The 19,490-nt window shown below is 43.9% G+C and carries 20 protein-coding genes; 15 read left to right on the top strand and 5 right to left on the bottom strand.

The genetic code is table 11. The features are described from left to right. Positions 1 to 25 precede the first annotated feature (25 nt). A complete protein-coding gene (locus tag ABTV53_RS11295; RefSeq protein ID WP_433752974.1) occupies positions 26 to 622 on the top strand; it encodes an HAD-IA family hydrolase in 597 nt (198 codons plus the stop codon). Positions 623 to 664: 42 nt separating this feature from the next. On the opposite strand, the gene ABTV53_RS11300 is transcribed toward ABTV53_RS11295, so the two are convergent. Further along, the gene (locus tag ABTV53_RS11300) at positions 665 to 1,114 is read right to left on the bottom strand and encodes a DUF1569 domain-containing protein (RefSeq protein WP_339302889.1); all 450 of its coding nucleotides are present in this window, start codon (positions 1,112 to 1,114) and stop codon (positions 665 to 667) included. A 41-nt stretch (positions 1,115 to 1,155) separates the two neighbouring features. Beyond that, entirely contained in the window at positions 1,156 to 1,629 is a 474-nt protein-coding gene (locus ABTV53_RS11305; RefSeq protein ID WP_421888775.1) for a MarR family winged helix-turn-helix transcriptional regulator, read from the bottom strand. Positions 1,630 to 1,822: 193 nt separating this feature from the next. Between ABTV53_RS11305 and ABTV53_RS11310 the strand changes: the two genes are divergently transcribed. From ABTV53_RS11310 to ABTV53_RS11325, 4 genes are all read left to right on the top strand, one after another. Further along, complete coding sequence (locus tag ABTV53_RS11310) at positions 1,823 to 2,668, top strand: methyltransferase domain-containing protein (protein WP_433754157.1); 846 nt, start codon at positions 1,823 to 1,825, stop codon at positions 2,666 to 2,668. Between the two features lie 93 nt (positions 2,669 to 2,761). After that, a complete protein-coding gene (locus ABTV53_RS11315; protein WP_433752976.1) occupies positions 2,762 to 3,703 on the top strand; it encodes a hypothetical protein in 942 nt (313 codons plus the stop codon). Between the two features lie 139 nt (positions 3,704 to 3,842). Further along, the gene (locus ABTV53_RS11320) at positions 3,843 to 4,289 is read left to right on the top strand and encodes a GNAT family N-acetyltransferase (RefSeq protein WP_433752977.1); all 447 of its coding nucleotides are present in this window, start codon (positions 3,843 to 3,845) and stop codon (positions 4,287 to 4,289) included. 74 nt (positions 4,290 to 4,363) lie between these two features. Beyond that, complete coding sequence (locus ABTV53_RS11325; protein ID WP_433752979.1) at positions 4,364 to 4,888, top strand: GNAT family N-acetyltransferase; 525 nt, start codon at positions 4,364 to 4,366, stop codon at positions 4,886 to 4,888. Between the two features lie 451 nt (positions 4,889 to 5,339). Here the strand turns inward: ABTV53_RS11325 and ABTV53_RS11330 are convergent, their stop codons facing one another. The 3 genes from ABTV53_RS11330 to ABTV53_RS11340 are packed head-to-tail and all read right to left on the bottom strand — an operon-like array spanning position 5,340 to position 9,704. Then, positions 5,340 to 6,305, bottom strand: a complete 966-nt coding sequence (locus tag ABTV53_RS11330) for a sugar ABC transporter substrate-binding protein (RefSeq protein WP_433752980.1) — start codon at positions 6,303 to 6,305, stop codon at positions 5,340 to 5,342. Continuing rightward, positions 6,298 to 7,896 (bottom strand): response regulator, encoded by a 1,599-nt coding sequence (locus ABTV53_RS11335; protein WP_433752982.1) that lies wholly within the window; start codon positions 7,894 to 7,896, stop codon positions 6,298 to 6,300. The genes ABTV53_RS11330 and ABTV53_RS11335 overlap by 8 nt, the downstream gene beginning before the upstream one ends. Continuing rightward, positions 7,893 to 9,704: a cache domain-containing sensor histidine kinase gene (locus ABTV53_RS11340; protein ID WP_433752983.1), complete on the bottom strand. Its 1,812-nt coding sequence runs from the start codon at positions 9,702 to 9,704 to the stop codon at positions 7,893 to 7,895. Before ABTV53_RS11340 ends, ABTV53_RS11335 begins: the two co-directional genes overlap by 4 nt. Before the next feature lie 242 nt (positions 9,705 to 9,946). Between ABTV53_RS11340 and ABTV53_RS11345 the strand changes: the two genes are divergently transcribed. The 10 genes from ABTV53_RS11345 to ABTV53_RS11390 all read left to right on the top strand — a co-directional run bounded on the left by ABTV53_RS11345 (position 9,947) and on the right by ABTV53_RS11390 (position 19,378). Then, positions 9,947 to 10,969: an ABC transporter substrate-binding protein gene (locus ABTV53_RS11345; protein WP_421888784.1), complete on the top strand. Its 1,023-nt coding sequence runs from the start codon at positions 9,947 to 9,949 to the stop codon at positions 10,967 to 10,969. 85 nt (positions 10,970 to 11,054) lie between these two features. Further along, positions 11,055 to 12,566 (top strand): sugar ABC transporter ATP-binding protein, encoded by a 1,512-nt coding sequence (locus ABTV53_RS11350; protein WP_433752986.1) that lies wholly within the window; start codon positions 11,055 to 11,057, stop codon positions 12,564 to 12,566. Between the two features lie 4 nt (positions 12,567 to 12,570). After that, a complete protein-coding gene (locus ABTV53_RS11355; RefSeq protein ID WP_421888786.1) occupies positions 12,571 to 13,614 on the top strand; it encodes an ABC transporter permease in 1,044 nt (347 codons plus the stop codon). Then, positions 13,604 to 14,578, top strand: coding sequence for a galactofuranose ABC transporter, permease protein YjfF (gene yjfF, locus ABTV53_RS11360; protein ID WP_421888787.1), 975 nt, complete (start codon positions 13,604 to 13,606; stop codon positions 14,576 to 14,578). Before ABTV53_RS11355 ends, yjfF begins: the two co-directional genes overlap by 11 nt. 44 nt (positions 14,579 to 14,622) lie before the next feature. After that, positions 14,623 to 15,678 (top strand): ABC transporter substrate-binding protein, encoded by a 1,056-nt coding sequence (locus ABTV53_RS11365; RefSeq protein ID WP_433752988.1) that lies wholly within the window; start codon positions 14,623 to 14,625, stop codon positions 15,676 to 15,678. 219 nt (positions 15,679 to 15,897) lie between these two features. Beyond that, positions 15,898 to 16,962 carry a polysaccharide deacetylase family protein gene (locus tag ABTV53_RS11370; RefSeq protein WP_433752989.1) on the top strand — a complete coding sequence of 355 codons (1,065 nt, stop codon included), beginning with the start codon at positions 15,898 to 15,900 and terminating at the stop codon, positions 16,960 to 16,962. Between the two features lie 189 nt (positions 16,963 to 17,151). After that, complete coding sequence (locus tag ABTV53_RS11375; protein WP_421888790.1) at positions 17,152 to 17,679, top strand: AAA family ATPase; 528 nt, start codon at positions 17,152 to 17,154, stop codon at positions 17,677 to 17,679. Between the two features lie 64 nt (positions 17,680 to 17,743). Next, positions 17,744 to 18,229, top strand: coding sequence for an N-acetyltransferase family protein (locus tag ABTV53_RS11380; protein ID WP_433754159.1), 486 nt, complete (start codon positions 17,744 to 17,746; stop codon positions 18,227 to 18,229). A 12-nt stretch (positions 18,230 to 18,241) separates the two neighbouring features. Then, positions 18,242 to 18,772: an AAA family ATPase gene (locus tag ABTV53_RS11385; protein WP_433752991.1), complete on the top strand. Its 531-nt coding sequence runs from the start codon at positions 18,242 to 18,244 to the stop codon at positions 18,770 to 18,772. Between the two features lie 63 nt (positions 18,773 to 18,835). Then, positions 18,836 to 19,378 (top strand): GNAT family N-acetyltransferase, encoded by a 543-nt coding sequence (locus ABTV53_RS11390; protein ID WP_421888792.1) that lies wholly within the window; start codon positions 18,836 to 18,838, stop codon positions 19,376 to 19,378. Positions 19,379 to 19,490 lie beyond the last annotated feature (112 nt).

The following is a 19,490-nucleotide window of genomic DNA, read 5'->3' on the forward strand; positions in this document are numbered from 1 at the left end:
TTAGATGAACTTGGAGGTCGATAAAATGAAAGGCAGACCACAGATCGTTTTAGATATCGCAGGTGTTTTGTTAAGTAATATGTCGTTAACGTGCTGGAGAGATATGATTCAGGAAACCAACCTATCCGCAGAATCTTTGAAAGTACATTTTGCAGGAATCAAACGAAAGCTCTGGACAGGAATGATGAGGGAAGAAGAGTTCTGGCAATCGTTGAAGGAGATGTATCCCGAATTATCAATAAGCCGAGCGAAGGACATCTTGTACAATTCAATTGTTCCCTTACCAACCACTCAATACCTTGAGCGATGGAGTGAGTCCGCCGATATCCATCTGCTCAGCAATCATTGCAAGGAATGGATTGAACCGAATCTGAGCTATTTAAGCTCATATACCAAAAGTGTAACCATCTCTAATCAAGTGGGGTTATGCAAACCTGAAATTGAGATATACCAACGGGTCGCAACCTTCCTGGCAGCTGGAGAAGAGGTTATATTTATAGATGATCAAGAGAAAAATTTACATTCTGCTAAGCTACTCGGTTGGGAGACTTTACTGGCTGACGAAGAAGGAGATTGGGTTAATGAAGTTGAGTCATTGCTAAGGAAGTTCATCAATGCATAACAAGTATAATCCATAAGTTCTAAAAAAATGTTCGTTTACGAATCACACTCCAAATTGCTTTAGATGATGATCTAAATGTTTATAGATGCCTATACCCCATTGCTCAGGTGTTAATCTTCCGAAAAAAGGATGGGGGTGAGAGGAGCATTTTCTTGGACCAAGACTTTGGAAAGTTGTAATCTTTTGTTTCAGTTTCTCTTTCTCTACGATAAACTCTCTGTTGTCTTCTATAATAATTGTTGGGATGGTCGACATATTATGCGGTAATGGCTTTTCGTTATAAAACATCGGTTTGGCGAACCTTCCAACGAGCCTCCCTAGCAATCCTCTAGGTGGAAAAGCATTCCCCATGGGAATGTCTTGAAATGCCGAGCAATGTGCCAGCATTTGAGGGACCTGCATGTTTCCCCATTGAGGCTTGGAATTTGCACTGAGTCTATCAATACGCTCTACGATTTCCACAGCATGCGTTTTATTGAAAATACTTTTCATATGAACACCCCAATCATTGTTTTGAATTAGATTAAGCATCTCTACTCATTCGCCTTATTGCTAAACTGTGTAATTTCCTTTTCTAAAATTTTTCCGACTTGGCCGAGAGCATTCGTTATCTCTAATAATTGCTTCGGATCAAGGTGAGCCATAATATACTGATTCCATTCATCGTACTGTGTATAGATCGCTTCCAGCACTTCTTCTCCTTTCGCCGTTAATTCAAGCAACTTGGTTCGTCGGTCTGTCGGATGGTCTTTGTACATAGTGAGCCCTTCATCGGTTAATACATCTGCAATGCGCTGTACACTTTGGCGGGCTAGCCCCATATCACGGGCGATTTTGGCTACTGTCGGTGTACCATGTCCAATGCGACCCAATACCTGCCATCGGGCACTGCTCTGATGGAGTGGACGTGTAACGATGTCCCCCGAACGCATCAATAACCCATGAATCTGAAAGATGTGGAGGGAAAACTTGCTTAGCGGATCTTCTATATTTTGGTTGTATTTCATATGTTTATCTTAATTCATTGACAGTATGCTGTCAATATATCCGAAACGGGGTGGCTGTTCGGTTAATGGCATTGTTGGAGGACATCTTGAAATCGGTTGCGGGACGGGACAAGCCACAGGGGAACAATTGAATCATAAGGATACTTTTTACTAGGGAAGAAAAAAGTCTAAGGGTATATGTTTTATTATTCTACTGAAGAACAGGAGAGAATATATGAGTGATCCGCGTTCAACATACAGTATCCAAACGGCAGTTTTAAGTTTACAAGAGGAATTAGAGAGAGTAAAGATGCAGGCGGTAATGGGGTGGCCCAAAGAGTTCCGAAATCTGGAATGGTATGGTTTGAAAAATGGAATGCGTGTATTGGAGGTCGGAAGCGGACCAGGTTACATTACAGAGCAATTATTGAACAGTTTGCCAGACAGCGAGCTTACCTCGCTTGAGATTGATCGTTCACTGCAAGCACAAGCCAAAGAACAGCTGAAAGCTATTCCTTCCAAGCGATTGCAATTTGTAGAGTCTTCCATCTACCAGATGGATCTGCCTGATGATTCTTTTGATTTTGTCGTAGCAAGACTTATCTTTCTTCACTTGAAAAATCCTGACGAAGCTGCACGAGAGATATATCGTGTACTGAAGCCTGGCGGTCGTCTTGCCATTATTGATGTGGATGACGGCGTTTTTGGAGCAGTGAATCCTGATGTCCCTGCTTTGCATACGGTATTAATGAAAATTTCGGACTATGTGGCACAACACGGCGGTAATCGCATCATTGGCAGAAGTCTGCCACGTCTCCTCTCAGGGAGCGGGTACATCGATGTTGAGATTGATTCTGTCCTTCAACATAGTGATCTGTTAGGCATAGAAGGGTTTAAGCAGCAGTTTAATCTTAATCGTTTTGTACATTTTGCCGAAAAAGGTGTGATCAGTTCAGAGGAGTTTGCTCAGCTGCAACAAGCCTCTGATGCGATAAATCATTCTTCGGAAGCCTATGCCATGATGAATTTCATTACAGCTTGCGGCACGAAGCCATTGTAAGAACTGTGTACGTTTGAAATCAGCTTTACTTGCTCGGTGCTCGGACACTGTCTTCTATGACAGTCTAAGCTTCCTAAGAGACGGAGGATGGGAATGAATATCGCTCAAGCTTTCCAGGAAACTGTAGTGCAAGGAAATCATCAAGGTATGATTGATTTGCTGAAAAAATATGAACAATCCAGCAGGTTATCTGTCCATGAACAGGGCTGGGTTTATTGGAATGTTTCCGATGGTTATGCCTTGTTAAGAGAGCCTGAACCTCTATATGCCAATCACCGGGCATTCTTCGAATGGGGGAAAGAAAATCTCGCTCTGGAACAGTTACACTGGATTGTGTCAGATTCAACACAAGCGTTGTCATTATCTCTGGGAAACTACTTTGATCATTGGATGGATTGGTACCGATATGCTTGTGATCATGCCCCGAAGTTGGATACCAACCGAGGTGTTCGATTCGAGAGCCATCGGGCTATGGGTGGTTCACTTTGGGTTTTGGAGAGATACAGTGAAATGGACAGTGTGCTTGAAAATATGAACCAACTCATACAAGAAGATGAGACATGGTCCAATACTCTTTTTGCCCGGATTACGTACAACAAACAACGTCTGGTTAGGCTTTATCATGCCGGGGATTTTGCGGGAGTCGAAGCTCTTGTAAACGAAACGATGGACTGGATTGATAAAATCAATGATGGAGCAATGCCTATTTCAAGAAAAGATGAAGTGGTCGGTAGCTGGGAGGATATTAATGTCTCTAGAAATTCGCAGAGAGATATCAACATTGCGTTGAACAATTTGGCCTGTATTTTAACGGATATTGAAAGGTATGAGGAAAGTGTGAAATTGTTTATGCAGATACAGGAACGTGGTCACCACATGAATTCATATGGTTTTTCCAAATGGATATATTCGATATGGAAGACAAGAGGGACTGAGGCAGTTAAAGATGCATTAGCAGTTAATGCTTCTTATGAAATAGCTGACCTTGTAAAACATACTCCTGAACTATTAGAGATCAAGGTTAGCATGATGTGATTGAAGTTACCAAAGGTTTGCACAACAACGGTGAAAGGAGTGATGTGATATGAGAAACAATACAATTCCGAGTAGAAGAAATAAAGTTGCCAGAGGTGTTTTTGTCTAGCGCATAGGACCCAAGGAGGAATTTCAAACAATGATTCATTTAAAACGTGTGTCTGTGGATAATTGGTATGCTTGCACTCAACTGGATGTAACGGAAGAACAGAAAAAAAGTTTTCCCGCGCCGGTTGTATATTGGATCGCTGAATCCAAGGTCATGACCGATTTTCAACCCGTGGCCATCTATTTCGATTCGGATCTGATTGGTTTTGCTGTCTACTCTGATCAACCGGATCATGAGGATAACTACTGGCTTCTTGCTCTAATGATAGATACCAAATATCAGGGCAGAGGTTATGGAAGAGAAGCGCTTAAGAAGTTGATTGATCTAATGAAAGAATCGCTGAGTTGCAAACGCATCATGATTGGACACAGGCCGGAAAATGGTATCGCAGGAAATCTGTATGAATCACTTGGTTTTCAGAGAGTAAGTGAAGGGCTGATTGATGGCGAAGTCGTTCGGCTTCTAAGATGCAAGTAGAACCGAATTTCACCCGACACAAGAGAATTGAAATAAGTTATGATATGACATAAAAAAAGAAAGGGCAGATCAACATGATTACATTTCAATACTTTGAACCGGAGGATTTTGATCAACTAATCGAATGGAGTGGAGATGAAGCATTTCTGCTCCAGTGGGCCGGCCCTCAGTTCCAATATCCACTTTCCAGAGAACAGCTATCTGATTATTTGCAGGGTGCGAATGATAAGAACACTTCGAATAAGTTCATTTATAAAGTGCTGGATGATTCGACTCAGGAGATTGTGGGTCATATTGCTCTTGGCGGTATCGATCGATATAATCGTTCAGGGCGTATCGGTAAGGTGCTTCTTGGCAAGTCATATCAGGGTAAAGGCTATGGGAAGCAAATGATCGATGAGGCACTTCGAATTGGATTTGAAGAGGAGAAGTTACACCGGATCAGTCTGGGCGTATTTGATTTTAATGTCTCAGCCATCCGATGTTATGAAAAAGCGGGCTTTGTACAAGAAGGACTTATTCGTGATGCGAGAAGATATGAGGATACCTTCTGGAATCTTATCGAGATGAGCATATTAGAAAACGAATGGAAAAAATAGCTTCTCAAAAGGGATCATATACTTGAGAGGAGGTTTACCCACTCGTCATGCTGAACGTACTGAAAAAGCTGACTTTTTGGTTTGTCATTTTTTCGCTAACCGTATGTTTCATTAATCTATCAGGAAACGATGATAAGAATATTCTGATTTTTCTAACAAATCCTATAAATCTGTTCCTGAATAACTGGTTGACCAAAATAAATACCAATCCAGAGACGACTTTTTTGTTCAGGCCATTGATATGCCTGTTCCATTTGATTTTTTGGGGAGGAGCGGGGTTTATCCTAGATAGGCTCATCATGAAGCTTAACCGTAAAGGGTAGATCTGAACAACTCTCGGAAAAAAGGTCATCTTTCTTGAGAAACACTTCGATGAACGGATGTAATAACGACGTGTACGAAATTTAAATGGGGATGTCCTCCTGTCATCAGAATGACAGGGGGACATCCCTTAATGACTTCCTTCCTGATTTATTTCAATGATCCCCGTATCAATAAATTTCTTCACAGGCACACCGTCGCTAGCGAGTAACAGGGTCTCCATCATTTTGGCACCCCAGACTCCTTCATTTTGTGAAATAACGGCAGACAATTGACCGTTGAGCAACCCATTTTCACTGGTCGGGCTGTCACCGAACGCGATCAAATGCCGGTTAAGGCCTTTTGCTTTCCAGATCAGGGTAGAGGCAGAGACGGATACAAAATCAAGCCCGATAATCGCATTGAAGTGAGGGTGAGCTTGAATCATGTTCTCCATATCGGACATGGCTTGATCTTCATTCCCTTGATGATAACGAACCTCCAAGATTTCGATGTCTGTTTTACTGCGGATGTAGTCAATGAATCCATTAAGCCGCTGCTGCAAACCTTGCATCTCCTCCAAGCCATTCTCGACAAGAATCATGCCTTGATTATGCAAAAGTCGCGTAGTCGTCATCGCAAACTGTTGACCAGTGCGATAGTTATCGGCACCCACATAAGCGATTCGATGACTGGATGGGACATCTGATTCAAATGTAATGACAGGAATACCCGCAGCTTGGGCTGCATTAATAACGGGGGTAAGTGCAGCAGCATCCACAGGAGATATAGCTATGCCGTCCACATGCTGTTTGATCATATTCTCCATGATACGAATCTGCTGTTCGGTATTGGCTTCATCAGGTGCGTTTACGATTAACTTGATATTGTGTGTACCTGCATACTCCGTTGCATCCGTTGTGATCATCTCATACGTTGGATACGTCATTGGATATATAATTCCGAAAGTTTTGCTCGCTACAGATTTCTCTACGGGTGAAGTTGCTGGAAGTGTTGCAGCCATTGGCTGTGGACGAATGTGTGCCGAACCGGATGAAAGGATCATCGGGAACAGCAGTATTAGTGTAAGTAAAAGTGCAAATCTGGCTTTATTCATACATGGGCTCTTTTCTCATATCTGATGGTCTGGCCTGCGATTCTTCGGTTCCTTGAGTTCGGTATTCTCTGGGCGTAAAACCTGTTGTCTTCTTAAATATATTGGAAAAATAGTGAGAATCGTTGTAACCAACTTTGTAAGCAATCTCAAAGGTTTTATTGCTTGTCGTTTTCAGCAACTCCTTGGCTTTACCGATTCGAATCTGGGTTAGATACTCCGTTATCGTGTGACCGGTTTCCTGACTGAAAATCTTGCTTAGATGACTTGGACTGATTCTGACGTGTGCAGAAATCATCTTCAACGAGACCTGTTCGTTATTGTATTCACGGGATACATAGGCTTTCACCTGATCAATGACATCACTGTATTTTCCAGAGCACGCTGCTCTTCTCTCCCATAACAGGTTAAGCAGGGAACACAGATATTGGGTGCAATCCGCCCAGCACGTAATCTTTCGGATTGTCTGCTGCAGGGAAGTTATGTTCTCATCCGAATGGTCACTCATGCGGAACAGCTGATTTGCGAGCCGAAAGGACTCCAGCGTAAGATCATTCAACAGGTAGAAGCCATACGATGAAGACTTCCAGTCGAAGGACTGTAATGGAGCGGCAAACTCTTGCACAAAAGGGTCACGCAGATTGGGGCTGCCGATTTTGAGAAATTCAAGAAACGAATTCCTGTCGAGAAAAAGAGTTGTATGCTCACCCAGGTTGATTTCACGTAGAGAAGCTTTGTTCTGAAGGGTGAGCCGGGTAATATACTTATCCTCCTCCGCTTCCAGATACGAAACATGAATTCCTTGCAGACGCTCCTGTTGACTGCCAATGCCCAGAATCAGATTACATTTGAACGTATGCTCAAGTTCCGTACGAACCCGCCCGCGAAGCTGCTCCAGATATACGTTTATGCTGTCATCGGAGTTATATTTGAGCAAAAGCACAAGCTCCGTCCGGCTTCGAATATAAGGAAGAAGTTCTACGTGGGGATCACGAGTTTCCTCCAGTATAGGAAGAAGCTCCTTCATCAGGGATTCCGGGTCCGGGGAATGATCGGTTAGTCGAACATCGATAATCACAATGGTATAATACCTGGCTGAGAGAGGAACTGAGAGTTGTTTGGCTGATTCAATCGCATCAGTTGTCCCGATGAGTCCTCCGCACAGATCGGCCAGCAGTTTTTCTTTGGTGATTGTCCGGCTTGTGATACGTTGATGTTCTTCATCCATTTGTTTGCTGACCTTATGAAGCATTTGGATCAGGTCTGCTGCGCTAATGGGCTTCAGACAGTACTCGGTCACACCAAGCCGGATGGCCTCCTGGGCATAGCTGAATTCATCATGACCGCTCATGATAATGATTTTGATATCAGGGTGTTGAGTGCGAACGATGGAGGTCAGCTCCAATCCGTTCATAAATGGCATTTTGATATCGGTAATCAGAATATCCGGAGCCCATTCTTGAATTAAAGGTAAAGCAAGCTCACCGTCAGGTGCATCCCCGCAATAGTGAAAACCTTCCTTTTCCCAATCAATGCAGCTGCGTATATTCTCCCGAATTCCAATTTCGTCATCGACGATCATCACTTTTTTCATCGGTTAACCTCCTTGCTTTTGGGGATACGAATCATAAATGTGCTTCCTTCCATATACGTACTTTCCATTTCAACACCATAAGATGGTCCAAAATAGAGCCGAATCCGGTGATGTACATTGAGCAGACCGAATCCGCCTTCCTGATCGTCATCTTGGGGTGAACGGGAACCTGCTGGCTTCTCCAACTCTTCACGTAATTGTGCCAATCGATCTGCAGACATGCCGATTCCGTTGTCTTGTACAGTGAGGATGATGCTATGGTCCTCACTATATCCGTGGATGGATATCAGTCCCTGACCGCGTTTGTTCTTGATGCCATGGTAGAGCGCGTTTTCAATCAAGGGCTGCAAGGTCATTTTCAAAATGGGATAATCCTGAAGCTCACGATCCACGCTGATCTCGTAAGTAAGAATATCGTGGTACCTCATCTGTTGAATGACCAGGTAACTGCGCGCATGCTCAAGCTCGGTTTGAATGGACACCCAGTCGAATCCTTTGTTCAGACTCAAACGAAAGAATTTCGAGAGGGCCTGCACAAGCTTGATTACATTTTCTTTTTTCTCTGCTTCAGCCATCCATAGAATGGATTCCAACGTGTTATAGAGGAAGTGAGGGTTGATCTGAGCTTGCAGCGTTCGTAGTTCAGCTATTTTCACCTGTTCATTCTCTCGAATGCTCTTTTCGATTAACATTTTGAGCTTATCCAGCATCACATTGAAACTTTTGCCCAGATCAGCAATTTCGTCCGAGCCGTGTGGTGTGACTTTGGCTTCCAAGTAACCGTTTGCAGCTTTACGCATCTTGTTCATCAGAATCTGGATGGGAAGAATTAGTCGATTATTCAGGAAAAAATATAACGATATCGCAAAGAAGGCGCTTAATAAAACCGTGATGATAATTAATTGGCGAATGCTATTGGCCTCTGCAATGATTTCCTGATAAGGAGCTACCCCGATCATTTTCCATCCGGTCTGTTTGGAGGTGCTGTATACAACAAACTGGGGCTTGGATCCTGCAGACAGGATAAAGCTGTCGTGCTGTAGATGTAAAGGGACCGATCGGATCTGATCCATCATGGTTATGGATGCCGGGTTGGCATCTGGCTTGAAGAGTGTATTTCCGTGTTGATCACTAATGTAGAAAAAACCGGAATCCTTAATGGGAGTACTCGTCAAAAAATCATCAATGAACGAATCATTCAAATCAATTACGATAAACCCGATGACCTCATGCGTAATTCGCTCTTTAACCGTGGTTATAATTGAAAGCGCATTCTGTTTAGGGTAAGCAAAACCATCCAGCCTGTTATATTCGGCATAGGCTGCAGAATGAGGGATGCGCAGAATGGCATCCGGATACTGGATCAGATACTTGAAGTACGGGTTACGCAGCGGATTCCGTTCGAGCTTGAAGACGCCTTTTCGTTCACTTATGCCTTTTCCATAAAAATTCACGAAGGAGATATTAAGTACCTTGTCATACTTGTAGGTTTCCCGATAAAGATTGTAGGTCTGTAGGATGGATTTGGCTTCCGGGTAGGACTCCGATTGAGAGTACAGGTATTGAAGCACTTGCGGGTTCTTGCCCAGTTCGAGCAGCCGTTCCGTATCCTCAAACAAGATGTCGATGTTTCTGGCAAGCTGGTCAGCGACCAGTTGTGTCGAGGCCTTGTTATGATTCGATACGACCGTATAGGATTTGTGGTAAGAAATTAATCCAACCACGATCAGTGGCACTGAACTGAGGATGATAAACATGCTGAGCAATTTAAGCCTGAGGCTTGAAGTAATCCACTGAATGAGTTTCAACGTATTCCACTCCATCTGAAGGGATCATAAATGTACCACTAGTATAACATGATTTTTTAATATATAAGAGATTCGCTAAATACTACACAATTAAACAAAGAAATTACACGTTTTAAATCTCCGTTTTTGAAATTGCCAAATGATTACAATAAAAAAGCATGAGACTCCATATAAGCTGGGAATGAAAGCGTTTTATAATGTGGTCACACCTCAAGGTGAAATGAAAAAGGGAGGATCACAACATGCGAACCAAAAAAAAGTGGGGGCTTGCCATAACATTGGCTATGGTGATGCTGGTCAGTACGGCATGTAACAGTACGAATGGAGGAGCAGGCTCCGATAATGCAACTTCAACGAGCGGGGAAGGCAGTGCACCTGCCAGCGCCAAAACCATTACGCTCGGTTTTTCGCAAGTTGGGGCAGAGAGTGGCTGGCGTTCGGCAAATACCAAGTCGATTCAGGATTCAGCCAAAGAAGCAGGTTATGATTTGAAATTCTCCGATGCGCAGCAGAAGCAGGAAAATCAGATTAAAGCTCTGCGATCCTTCATCCAGCAGAAGGTGACGGTAATTGCCTTTTCCCCTGTAGTGGAATCCGGTTGGGATACCGTATTGAAAGAAGCAAAGGATGCAGGCATTCCCGTGATTTTGACGGACCGTGCTGTGGATTCCCCGGATAAAACCCTTTACAAAACCTTTATTGGCTCCGACTTTGTAGAAGAAGGACGCAAAGCAGGTCAGTGGCTTAGTGACCAATACAAGGACACACAAGATGAGATCAATATCGTGGAGCTGCAGGGCACAACGGGCTCCGCACCAGCAAATGACCGTCAAGAGGGCTTTATGGAATTGATTGCTTCCAATTCGAAGCTTAAAGTGATTGCTTCACAATCGGGTGACTTTACACGTGCCAAAGGTAAAGAAGTCATGCAAGCTTTCCTCAAAGCACATAAAAAAATAGATGTTCTCTATGCACATAATGATGATATGGCACTTGGTGCAATTCAGGCCATTGAAGCGGCAGGACTAAAACCAGGCGTAGATATCACCATTATCTCTGTTGATGCCGTGAAGGATGGAATGCAGGCTGCTGCTGATGGCAAAATCAACTTTATCGTTGAATGTAATCCGTTGTTAGGACCTCAATTAATGGAAGCGGTGCAAGCGGTAGTGGACGGAAAAGACATCGAAGCCCGAATCGTAACGGACGAGACAACGTTCACATCGGAACAAGCCAAAGAAGCATTGCCCACACGCGAATATTAAAAGCTGATTCGTATAACACCGAAAAGTCATTTTTCGACCAGGCTGTCGCTAAATGACTTTTTCCCATAACAAAGGAGAGGGTTATATGGCCGAGCAAGCCCCCATTTTGCAAATGACAGGTATCACCAAACAATTTCCCGGGGTTAAAGCGCTATCCAGTGTCAGCTTTCGCTTGTTTCCAGGCGAGATTCATGCCTTGATGGGTGAGAACGGAGCGGGGAAATCGACGCTGATTAAAGTTCTGACTGGCGTTTATTCCATTGACGAAGGAACGGTAACGATGGATAACCGTGATCTTTTGATCTCCGGTCCGCTTGAAGCGCAAAAGGCGGGAATCAGTACCGTTTACCAAGAGGTCAATCTCTGTCCGAACTTAACGGTCGCTGAGAATATTTATATCGGGCGGGAACCGATGCGGTTTGGCAAAATCAATTGGAAGCAAATGAACAAAGATGCGGAGAACCTGCTGCGAGACAGATTACATCTGTCCATCGACGTGAAGGCTCCTTTACAGAACTACTCGGTCGCGATTCAACAACTGATTGCGATTGCAAGAGCACTCAGCATCTCGGCCAAAGTGCTCATCCTGGATGAACCCACATCCAGTCTGGACAAAAACGAGGTTCAGCAACTGTTTCGAATTATGCACAAATTAAAAAGCGAAGGTCTCGCCATTCTTTTTGTTACTCATTTTCTTGATCAGGTCTACGAGATGTCGGATCGTCTAACGGTGCTCCGTAACGGGGAATTGGAAGGAGAGTACATAGCTGCAGAACTTCCACGCATGGAACTGGTGCTCAAGATGATCGGCAAAGAGCTTGAAGTGTTAGAGGAGCTTCCGAAGGAAACGGATGCTGTCGAGACCAAGTCGGGAGAACTGTTAATTACCGCCAAAGGACTTGGACGCAAAGGCGCGATTGAGCCGTTTGATCTGGATATTCGCAAGGGAGAAGTCGTGGGCTTGGCTGGGTTATTGGGGTCTGGTCGTACCGAGATCGCTCGCCTAATCTTTGGTGCAGATCGTTCGGAAGAAGGCAAGCTGCTTGTTGTGGATACAGGAAGTACGGTCAAGTCGCCGCGTCATGCGATTGATCAAAATATTGCTTTTTGCTCCGAGAATCGTAAAACCGAAGGCATAATTGATGATCTGACCATCCGGGAGAACATTATTCTGGCTTTACAGGCGACACGTGGCTGGTCCAAACCGATCTCACGCAAGAAGCAGGATGAAATCGCCGAAAAGTACATCAACCTGTTAAATATCCATCCGAAAAACCCGGAGCATTTAATTAAAAATCTGAGCGGCGGTAATCAGCAAAAGGTGTTGCTTGCACGGTGGCTGCTGATGAACCCCGATCTGTTGATACTCGATGAACCTACGCGTGGCATTGATATTGGTGCAAAGACCGAAATTCAGAAACTGGTACTTTCTTTGTCAAAGCAGGGCATGGCCGTGCTGTTCATTTCGTCCGAGCTGGAAGAAGTGATTCGTGTCAGCCAGCGGATTGCCGTACTTCGGGACCGCAAAAAAGTGAAAGAACTCAGCGGGGATCAGATCCACCAACAGCAAATTATGAAAGCAATGGCAGGAGGGTGAAGGGATGGCGGGCAAGATGCGTAAACATCATTTGTTTTGGCCGTTATGTATGCTTGGTTTACTATTAATCTTTAATTTGCTGTACTCTCCGGATTTCTTCTCCCTGGTTATGCGTGAAGGAAATCTATATGGCAGCTTAATTGATATTCTCAATTTTGGAGCGCCTTTAATTCTGGTATCGATCGGCATGACGCTGGTCATTGCGACCGGAGGTATCGATCTGTCCGTGGGTTCCATTGTAGCGATCTCCGGTGCCGTGGCTTGTATGAGCATCAGCAGAGGAGTAGATCAGAGTTCCTTCGGGCTTGTATTGGGTGCCCTTGGATTATCTATAGGTCTTTCCCTGATCTTGGGCATATGGAACGGGGCGCTTGTTTCGGTTGCCCGAATCCAGCCCATTATTGCGACGCTTATTCTGATGGTAGCTGGACGTGGGATTGCGCAACTGATTACGAGTGGACAGATTATTACAGTATCCAACGCGAACTACGCCTATATCGGGGCCGGTTCGTTAGCAGCATTACCTTTTTCCATCTTCATCGTATTGACTGTCCTGCTTATTGCCTCTCTGTTGACGAGGAAAACGGCACTGGGACTGTTTATCGAATCGGTCGGAAGTAACGCGAGTGCGAGCCGACTGGCAGGTATTCGTTCCAGAACGGTTATTCTCACGGTATATGTCTTCTGTGGGCTGTGTGCCGGCATTGCCGGGCTTATTCTCAGCTCGAATGTATCAAGTGCGGATGGAAACAACGCAGGTCTGTGGTATGAACTCGATGCTATTCTTGCTGTCGTCATCGGTGGGACTTCACTCAATGGCGGACGTTTCTATCTAATGGGTACCGTTGTTGGAGCGCTTATTATCCAAACCTTAACAACAACGATCTATATGATTGGTGTACCGCCAGAAGTTACACTGGTTGTCAAAGCCTTTGTTGTACTTGCCGTATGTTTAATTCAATCCGATTCATTCCGCAATTCCATGATGATCCGTTGGAAAAAACGGAAGTTTCCAGCCGAACAGGGGGTTAACCGCCATGTTTCTTAATCGTAAGTATCTCCCGGTCTTTGTCACCTTCGGCTTGCTGGCCGTGATGTTTGCCATAGGCTCTTTCCGGTATACGGGGTTCTTTTCCACACAGGTCCTGTTTAATCTTCTCATTGATAACGCCTTTCTAATTATCACGGCGATTGGCATGACTTTTGTGATTGTATCGGGAGGGATCGACCTGTCGGTTGGCTCTGTCATTGCGTTGACAACCATCATTAGCGCAAGTCTGGTCGAGAAACAGGGTTGGTCACCTGCCATCGTTATACCGATGGTACTTGTCATGGGCGCGTTGTTTGGTACAGTCATGGGGGCGATCATCCACTATTTTAAAATTCAGCCCTTCATCGTGACGCTGGCCGGCATGTTTTTGGCACGAGGGCTGTGTTATGTCATCAGTCTCGATACGATTACGATTACGAATCCATTCTACACCCAGGTTGCACAGTCGAAAATTTCACTGCCCGGGGGGAGTTTTGTCTCCATTAATGTGATTATTGCACTGGTCATTCTACTGCTCGCGATTTACCTGGCACATTATACCCGGTTCGGGCGCAACGTTTACGCCATTGGCGGAAGCGAACAATCCGCACTGCTCATGGGACTGCCGGTTGCACGTACCAAAATCCTGGTGTACACGTTCAGCGGTTTGTGCTCCGCGCTTGCTGGTGTCGTCTTTACCTTTTATATGTTATCCGGTTATGGATTACACGCCATGGGTCTTGAACTCGATACCATCGCGGCTGTTGTGATCGGAGGCACGCTGCTAACAGGTGGTGTGGGATATGTGGCGGGAACCTTTATTGGCGTATTGATCCAAGGGGCTATCCAAACTATAATTAGCTTCGAAGGTACGCTCAGCTCATGGTGGACCAAGATTGTGATTGGCCTGATGCTGTTTGTCTTTATTCTGTTCCAACGACTTCTTAGCGGGCGGCGTGTATCCTCGAAATCACTGCATTAAGTTGATCGAATGAAATTCTAACATGGGGATGGGGGGGAGCATGAGTGAGAAGATATGTGAACGGGTTGTGCTTGTTCATACTGCTGCTACTGCTTGTCGGTTGCACAACACAGGAGTCTGAATCTGTGCCTCCTCCTATCTCGTCTAACAACCTGGAAACTCTCCCGTCCGTTGAGGAATGGATGGAATCAGCAGTGGCGACGGATACCTCTACGAAACCGATTGTCTTGGGTTTTTCACAACTCGGCAGAGAGAGTGCCTGGCGGCTGGCAAACTCGACGTCTATTCGAAATGCTGCGGCAGAATCAGGAATCTCTCTTGTGATAAAAAATGCAGAACAGTCTCAGACGAAACAGTTCGAGGCTGTTCGGTCGTTTATCAGGCAAAAGGTGGATGTCATTGCCATTGCACCAGTCGTGGAATCGGGCTGGGATGGTATCCTTCAGGAGGCCAAGGATGCAGGCATACCGGTGATCATCGTAGACCGATCAGTTGATGTGAAAGACACTTCACTTTTTGTGACAACGATTGGATCGGACTTTTATGAGGAAGGTGTGAAGGCAGGGAAGTACATTCAGGATCGGATGCGAAATCATCCGGGTTCGATACGAATTGCCGAACTGCAAGGCACGAGTGGTTCTACGCCATCCATTCAGCGTGGGGAGGGATTTAGAAGCATTTTGGACACCAGAGCAGATGTCATTTTCACACAAAGTGCTCCTGCTGATTTTACGGAGGATAATGGTAAACAAGTGATGAAAGATTTCCTTCAGGTTCCGGAAGAAGAAAGGCCACAGGTTCTTTTTGCCCATAATGATGAAATGGCTTTTGGCGCCATTCAAGCGATAGAAGAAGCCGGGCTGAAGCCGGGAGAGGACATCATCATTGTCTCGGTGGACGGCTCCCGCAAAGCACTTGAAATTCTGGCGAGTGGGAAGATCAACGCTGTGGTGGAATGTAATCCACTGCTTGGCCCTCAGCTTATGCAGGCTACAAAAGAAATTATTGCAGGACGAACACTTCCGAAGCGTATGGCGCCCCCGGAGGACATTTTTACACAGGAGAGTGCCAGTAGGGAGATGTACAACAGGCGATTCTAGCGATTGTGAAAAAATAGAACATTTTGGATAAAATTCAATTTACTTTAAATACAGGTATCGTTTATACTGAATTCACCTTGAACAAAAAGTGCTTATCTGAGAGAAAGTACGCAGAGAACTACATATATTTGAAAGCGCTTTTTTGAGAGGTGGAAGTCCGATAAAGAGAGGGAGTGTAGAAGGTATTATGCTGTAAATATAATATGAGGAGGTAATTTGATGTTTAAAGTAAAGCTGGCAAAGGTGGTAATGTCACTCGCAGTTTTCGGTACCTTGTTTTCTATTCCGGCGGTGCCCGATGTTCGTGCTGCAGATGCAAGTTGTCCAAATGGTTATGTAGGTCTTACGTTTGATGATGGTCCATCCGGGAATACAACAAACATGCTTAACGCGTTGAAGCAGGCGGGTTTACGGGCAACGATGTTCAATGTTGGACAAAATGCGCAAAACAATCAATCGCTGGTTGCTGCTCAGGTGGCAGCTGGCATGTGGATTGGCAATCATTCCTACACTCATCCGAATATGACGACATTAAGCAGCGCTCAGATGTCTTCAGAGATTACACGGACACAGCAGACGATCCAGTCCATTACCGGAAGTTCACCTAAACTGTTCAGACCTCCTTATGGTGCGACCAATGCAACCTTGAAATCCGTTGTGAGCCAAAATGGCCTGACTGAAGTGCTGTGGAACGTAGATTCCCAAGACTGGAATGGTGCCAGCGCAGCCCAGATCGTAGCGGCTGTGAACACGATGAAAAGTGGTGACGTCATTCTAATGCATGATCAGTACCAGACGACACTTCAGGCGATTCCGCAGATTGCACAAAATCTGAAGAATCGTGGCCTTTGCTCCGGCATGATCTCACCAACTACTGGTCGGGCAGTCGCACCTGATAGTAGCACTACGAATCCGCCAAGTAACGGAACAAAAGTGGAAGCTGAGAATATGACCAAAGGTGGGCAATACACCGGCAATATCAGTTCTCCTTTCAATGGCGTGGTCCTTTACGCTAATAATGATCTGGTTAAATACACGCAGTATTTTGCAACGGGTACTCACAATTTTTCACTTCGTGGAGCTTCAAACAATGCCAACATGGCTAGAGTTGATCTGAAGATTGGTGGACAGACGAAGGGAACGTTTTACTTTGGCGGGAACGCACCAGCGGTCTATACCCTGAATAATATCAGCCATGGGACGGGAAATCAGGTCATTGAGTTGGTTGTAACAGCCGATGACGGAACATGGGATATATACATCGATTACTTGGAAATACATTAACAAGCTCAAGGTTGAATGAAAAAGCACGATCATGAAATCCCGTTGGGTCGACCCAATGGGATTTCATCATGTTTTTGGATATTTTGTAACACCACAGTGGAGGGAAAACATTTATAATGGATGAAATTGCCGATAGGTAGAATCTGGTGTGTATTGAAACCATTTATGAAATAGGAGTGAATTGATCCAATGATCATTATGATTAATGGAGCGTTTGGTTCAGGGAAAACTTCTGCAGCAGAAGCTCTTCAGCCTTTAATTGCCAACAGCATGATCTACGATCCGGAAGAAATAGGTTACATGTTGAGAAAACTTCTTCCAGAGAGTTGTAGAGAGGAAAGGGAACGGACGGACGATTTTCAAGATATCGAACTATGGAAAATTCTAACCGTAAAGACGGCTAAAGAAGTAAAGCAGAAATACAACAAACACTTAATCATCCCCATGACCATCTATAAAGAGGAAAACTTCGATTACATCTATAACGGGATGAGAGAGATCGATCAGGACATCCATCATTTTTGCCTAACGGCTACAGAAGAGACGATTTATCATCGTTTGGCTAAACGCGGAGATAAATTTGGCGGCTGGCAGTATCAACAAGCACCAAAGTGTGTTGAAGCGTTCAAGAATGAACAATTTCAAACCCACATTGTTACCGATCATCTGGAAACCAGTGAAATTATTGAACTTATATTGAAGCAGGTCCTAAAATAAAAGCAGAAGTTATATGGGAATATATGTATAATGAACAGCAGGGGATGGATGGTAATTGACAACAGTGACTTTTGAAGAGGTAACCGAGCAGCACCTTCCTGAAATTAGAGTGATTTATAACTATTATGTAAGGAATACAACGATTTCGTTTCATACGGAGGAGTTAGATCTTGATCAGATTAAATCCTCTGTGATGAACAAGGATACGCGGTATAAAACTTACGTAATATTTGAAGATAATCAAATGATGGGCTATGTTCTGATCACCCAATATAAGAGTAAACAGGCCTATGACATCTGCGGAGAAGTCACTATATATTTGAAGCCCGATATTTTGGGAAAAGGCTTGGGCAAACAAGCACTTCGTTTTATTGAGAAGGTTGCAAAAGAACAAGGATTCCATACCCTAATTGCAACGATTTGCATGGAGAATACGAGAAGTAAATCATTATTCGAGAGAAATGGTTATGAACAATGTGCTCTGTTCAAAGAGATCGGATATAAATTTGATAGAAAACTGGATATTGGAAGTTACCAAAAGATATTGTAAGGAGAATATGAAATGAGTAACAACCTATATATTGTATCTGGACCCCCAGGAGTGGGGAAATCTACAACTTGCAAGCTGCTGGTTCAGACATTAGATAAAAGTGCATACATCTCTGGAGATGCAGTTAGCCACCTTCCGGTTAAAGGGCGAGGTAAACCCTGGCTTGATAAGGATACAAACGACTTAACCTGGAAAAATATATCTAGTCTAGTGAAAAACTTATTGGATTATAAATACGATATCGTTTTGGACTATGTGTCTTTTCCGGATGACATTGAAGGATTAATGACAGAATTGGCAGACTATCATGTTCGCGTAATCTATGTTGTATTAATGGTGGATCGTCAAACCATTATTCATAGAGACTGTCTAAGGGCAGAAGAACATCAAATGAAAGAAAGAAGTGTGCTTCTGCTGGAAGAGTTTGAAAATCATCGGAATGTGAGAGCCGATAACAAACTGTATACTCATCATTTTACAGAAGATCAATTACCTGAAATCGTAAGTGAAATTATAAATAATGAGAAATATCGGGTGATGTAAATGCACGAGCGCTGACTAGCTAATAATAGTTAGGTATAAGCATTGATTGGGGGGGAGATTAAAGTGTCTCGTATTTATGGAGAAAGAATTGTGTTAAGAGAATACCAGGATTCTGACTTGAATTACATCAAACAATGGGTCAACGATTCAGAAATCACAGGGACATTATCAGATAATTTTTTGTATCCTCATTCGAGTTATGAGACGGATTCCTTTTTTAAGTCAATGGTTGAAGGCAAGTCTTCAAATAAAAGTTTTATTATCGGATTAAAAGATTCATTGGATTATATAGGTCAAATTGATCTATACAAAATAGATTGGAAGAACCGCTTTGCATCTTTAGCAATTGTAATAGGTAGAAAAGAATTTTTAGGTAAAGGTTATGGGAGTGAAGCAATCCGTGTACTACAGAAGTTTGTCTTCGAAGAGCTAAATTTAAACAGATTAGAACTTGAAGTGTACGAGTATAATGAGATTGCTTACAAATGTTATTTAAAATGTGGCTTTAAAGAAGAAGGAAGATACAGAAAGAAGATATATAAAAAGGGGAAGTACTGGGATAGTGTTTGCATGAGTATCTTAAAAACTGAATATGAGAAGTCATAGTCTATCGGTCTGGTGATAAATCTTACGAACCTGACACGTCTTATTTGCGGATTTGGGACGCTCTCCGAAATATAAGGAGTCTGAGACACGCTATATGGGGGAAAATAGTCTT

It is taken from the genome of Paenibacillus amylolyticus (genome assembly GCF_050990605.1).
GTDB classification, from domain to species: Bacteria; Bacillota; Bacilli; order Paenibacillales; family Paenibacillaceae; genus Paenibacillus; species Paenibacillus amylolyticus_H.

Excerpts from the sequence above, each read along its gene's own strand:
- ABTV53_RS11295 (WP_433752974.1), top strand. The coding sequence starts at position 26 with ATGAAAGGCAGACCACAGATCGTTTTAGATATCGCAGGTGTTTTGTTA.
- ABTV53_RS11300 (WP_339302889.1), bottom strand. The coding sequence starts at position 1,114 with ATGAAAAGTATTTTCAATAAAACGCATGCTGTGGAAATCGTAGAGCGT.
- ABTV53_RS11305 (WP_421888775.1), bottom strand. The coding sequence starts at position 1,629 with ATGAAATACAACCAAAATATAGAAGATCCGCTAAGCAAGTTTTCCCTC.
- ABTV53_RS11315 (WP_433752976.1), top strand. The coding sequence starts at position 2,762 with ATGAATATCGCTCAAGCTTTCCAGGAAACTGTAGTGCAAGGAAATCAT.
- ABTV53_RS11320 (WP_433752977.1), top strand. The coding sequence starts at position 3,843 with ATGATTCATTTAAAACGTGTGTCTGTGGATAATTGGTATGCTTGCACT.
- ABTV53_RS11325 (WP_433752979.1), top strand. The coding sequence starts at position 4,364 with ATGATTACATTTCAATACTTTGAACCGGAGGATTTTGATCAACTAATC.
- ABTV53_RS11330 (WP_433752980.1), bottom strand. The coding sequence starts at position 6,305 with ATGAATAAAGCCAGATTTGCACTTTTACTTACACTAATACTGCTGTTC.
- ABTV53_RS11335 (WP_433752982.1), bottom strand. The coding sequence starts at position 7,896 with ATGAAAAAAGTGATGATCGTCGATGACGAAATTGGAATTCGGGAGAAT.
- ABTV53_RS11345 (WP_421888784.1), top strand. The coding sequence starts at position 9,947 with ATGCGAACCAAAAAAAAGTGGGGGCTTGCCATAACATTGGCTATGGTG.
- ABTV53_RS11350 (WP_433752986.1), top strand. The coding sequence starts at position 11,055 with ATGGCCGAGCAAGCCCCCATTTTGCAAATGACAGGTATCACCAAACAA.
- ABTV53_RS11355 (WP_421888786.1), top strand. The coding sequence starts at position 12,571 with ATGGCGGGCAAGATGCGTAAACATCATTTGTTTTGGCCGTTATGTATG.
- yjfF (WP_421888787.1), top strand. The coding sequence starts at position 13,604 with ATGTTTCTTAATCGTAAGTATCTCCCGGTCTTTGTCACCTTCGGCTTG.
- ABTV53_RS11370 (WP_433752989.1), top strand. The coding sequence starts at position 15,898 with ATGTTTAAAGTAAAGCTGGCAAAGGTGGTAATGTCACTCGCAGTTTTC.
- ABTV53_RS11375 (WP_421888790.1), top strand. The coding sequence starts at position 17,152 with ATGATCATTATGATTAATGGAGCGTTTGGTTCAGGGAAAACTTCTGCA.
- ABTV53_RS11385 (WP_433752991.1), top strand. The coding sequence starts at position 18,242 with ATGAGTAACAACCTATATATTGTATCTGGACCCCCAGGAGTGGGGAAA.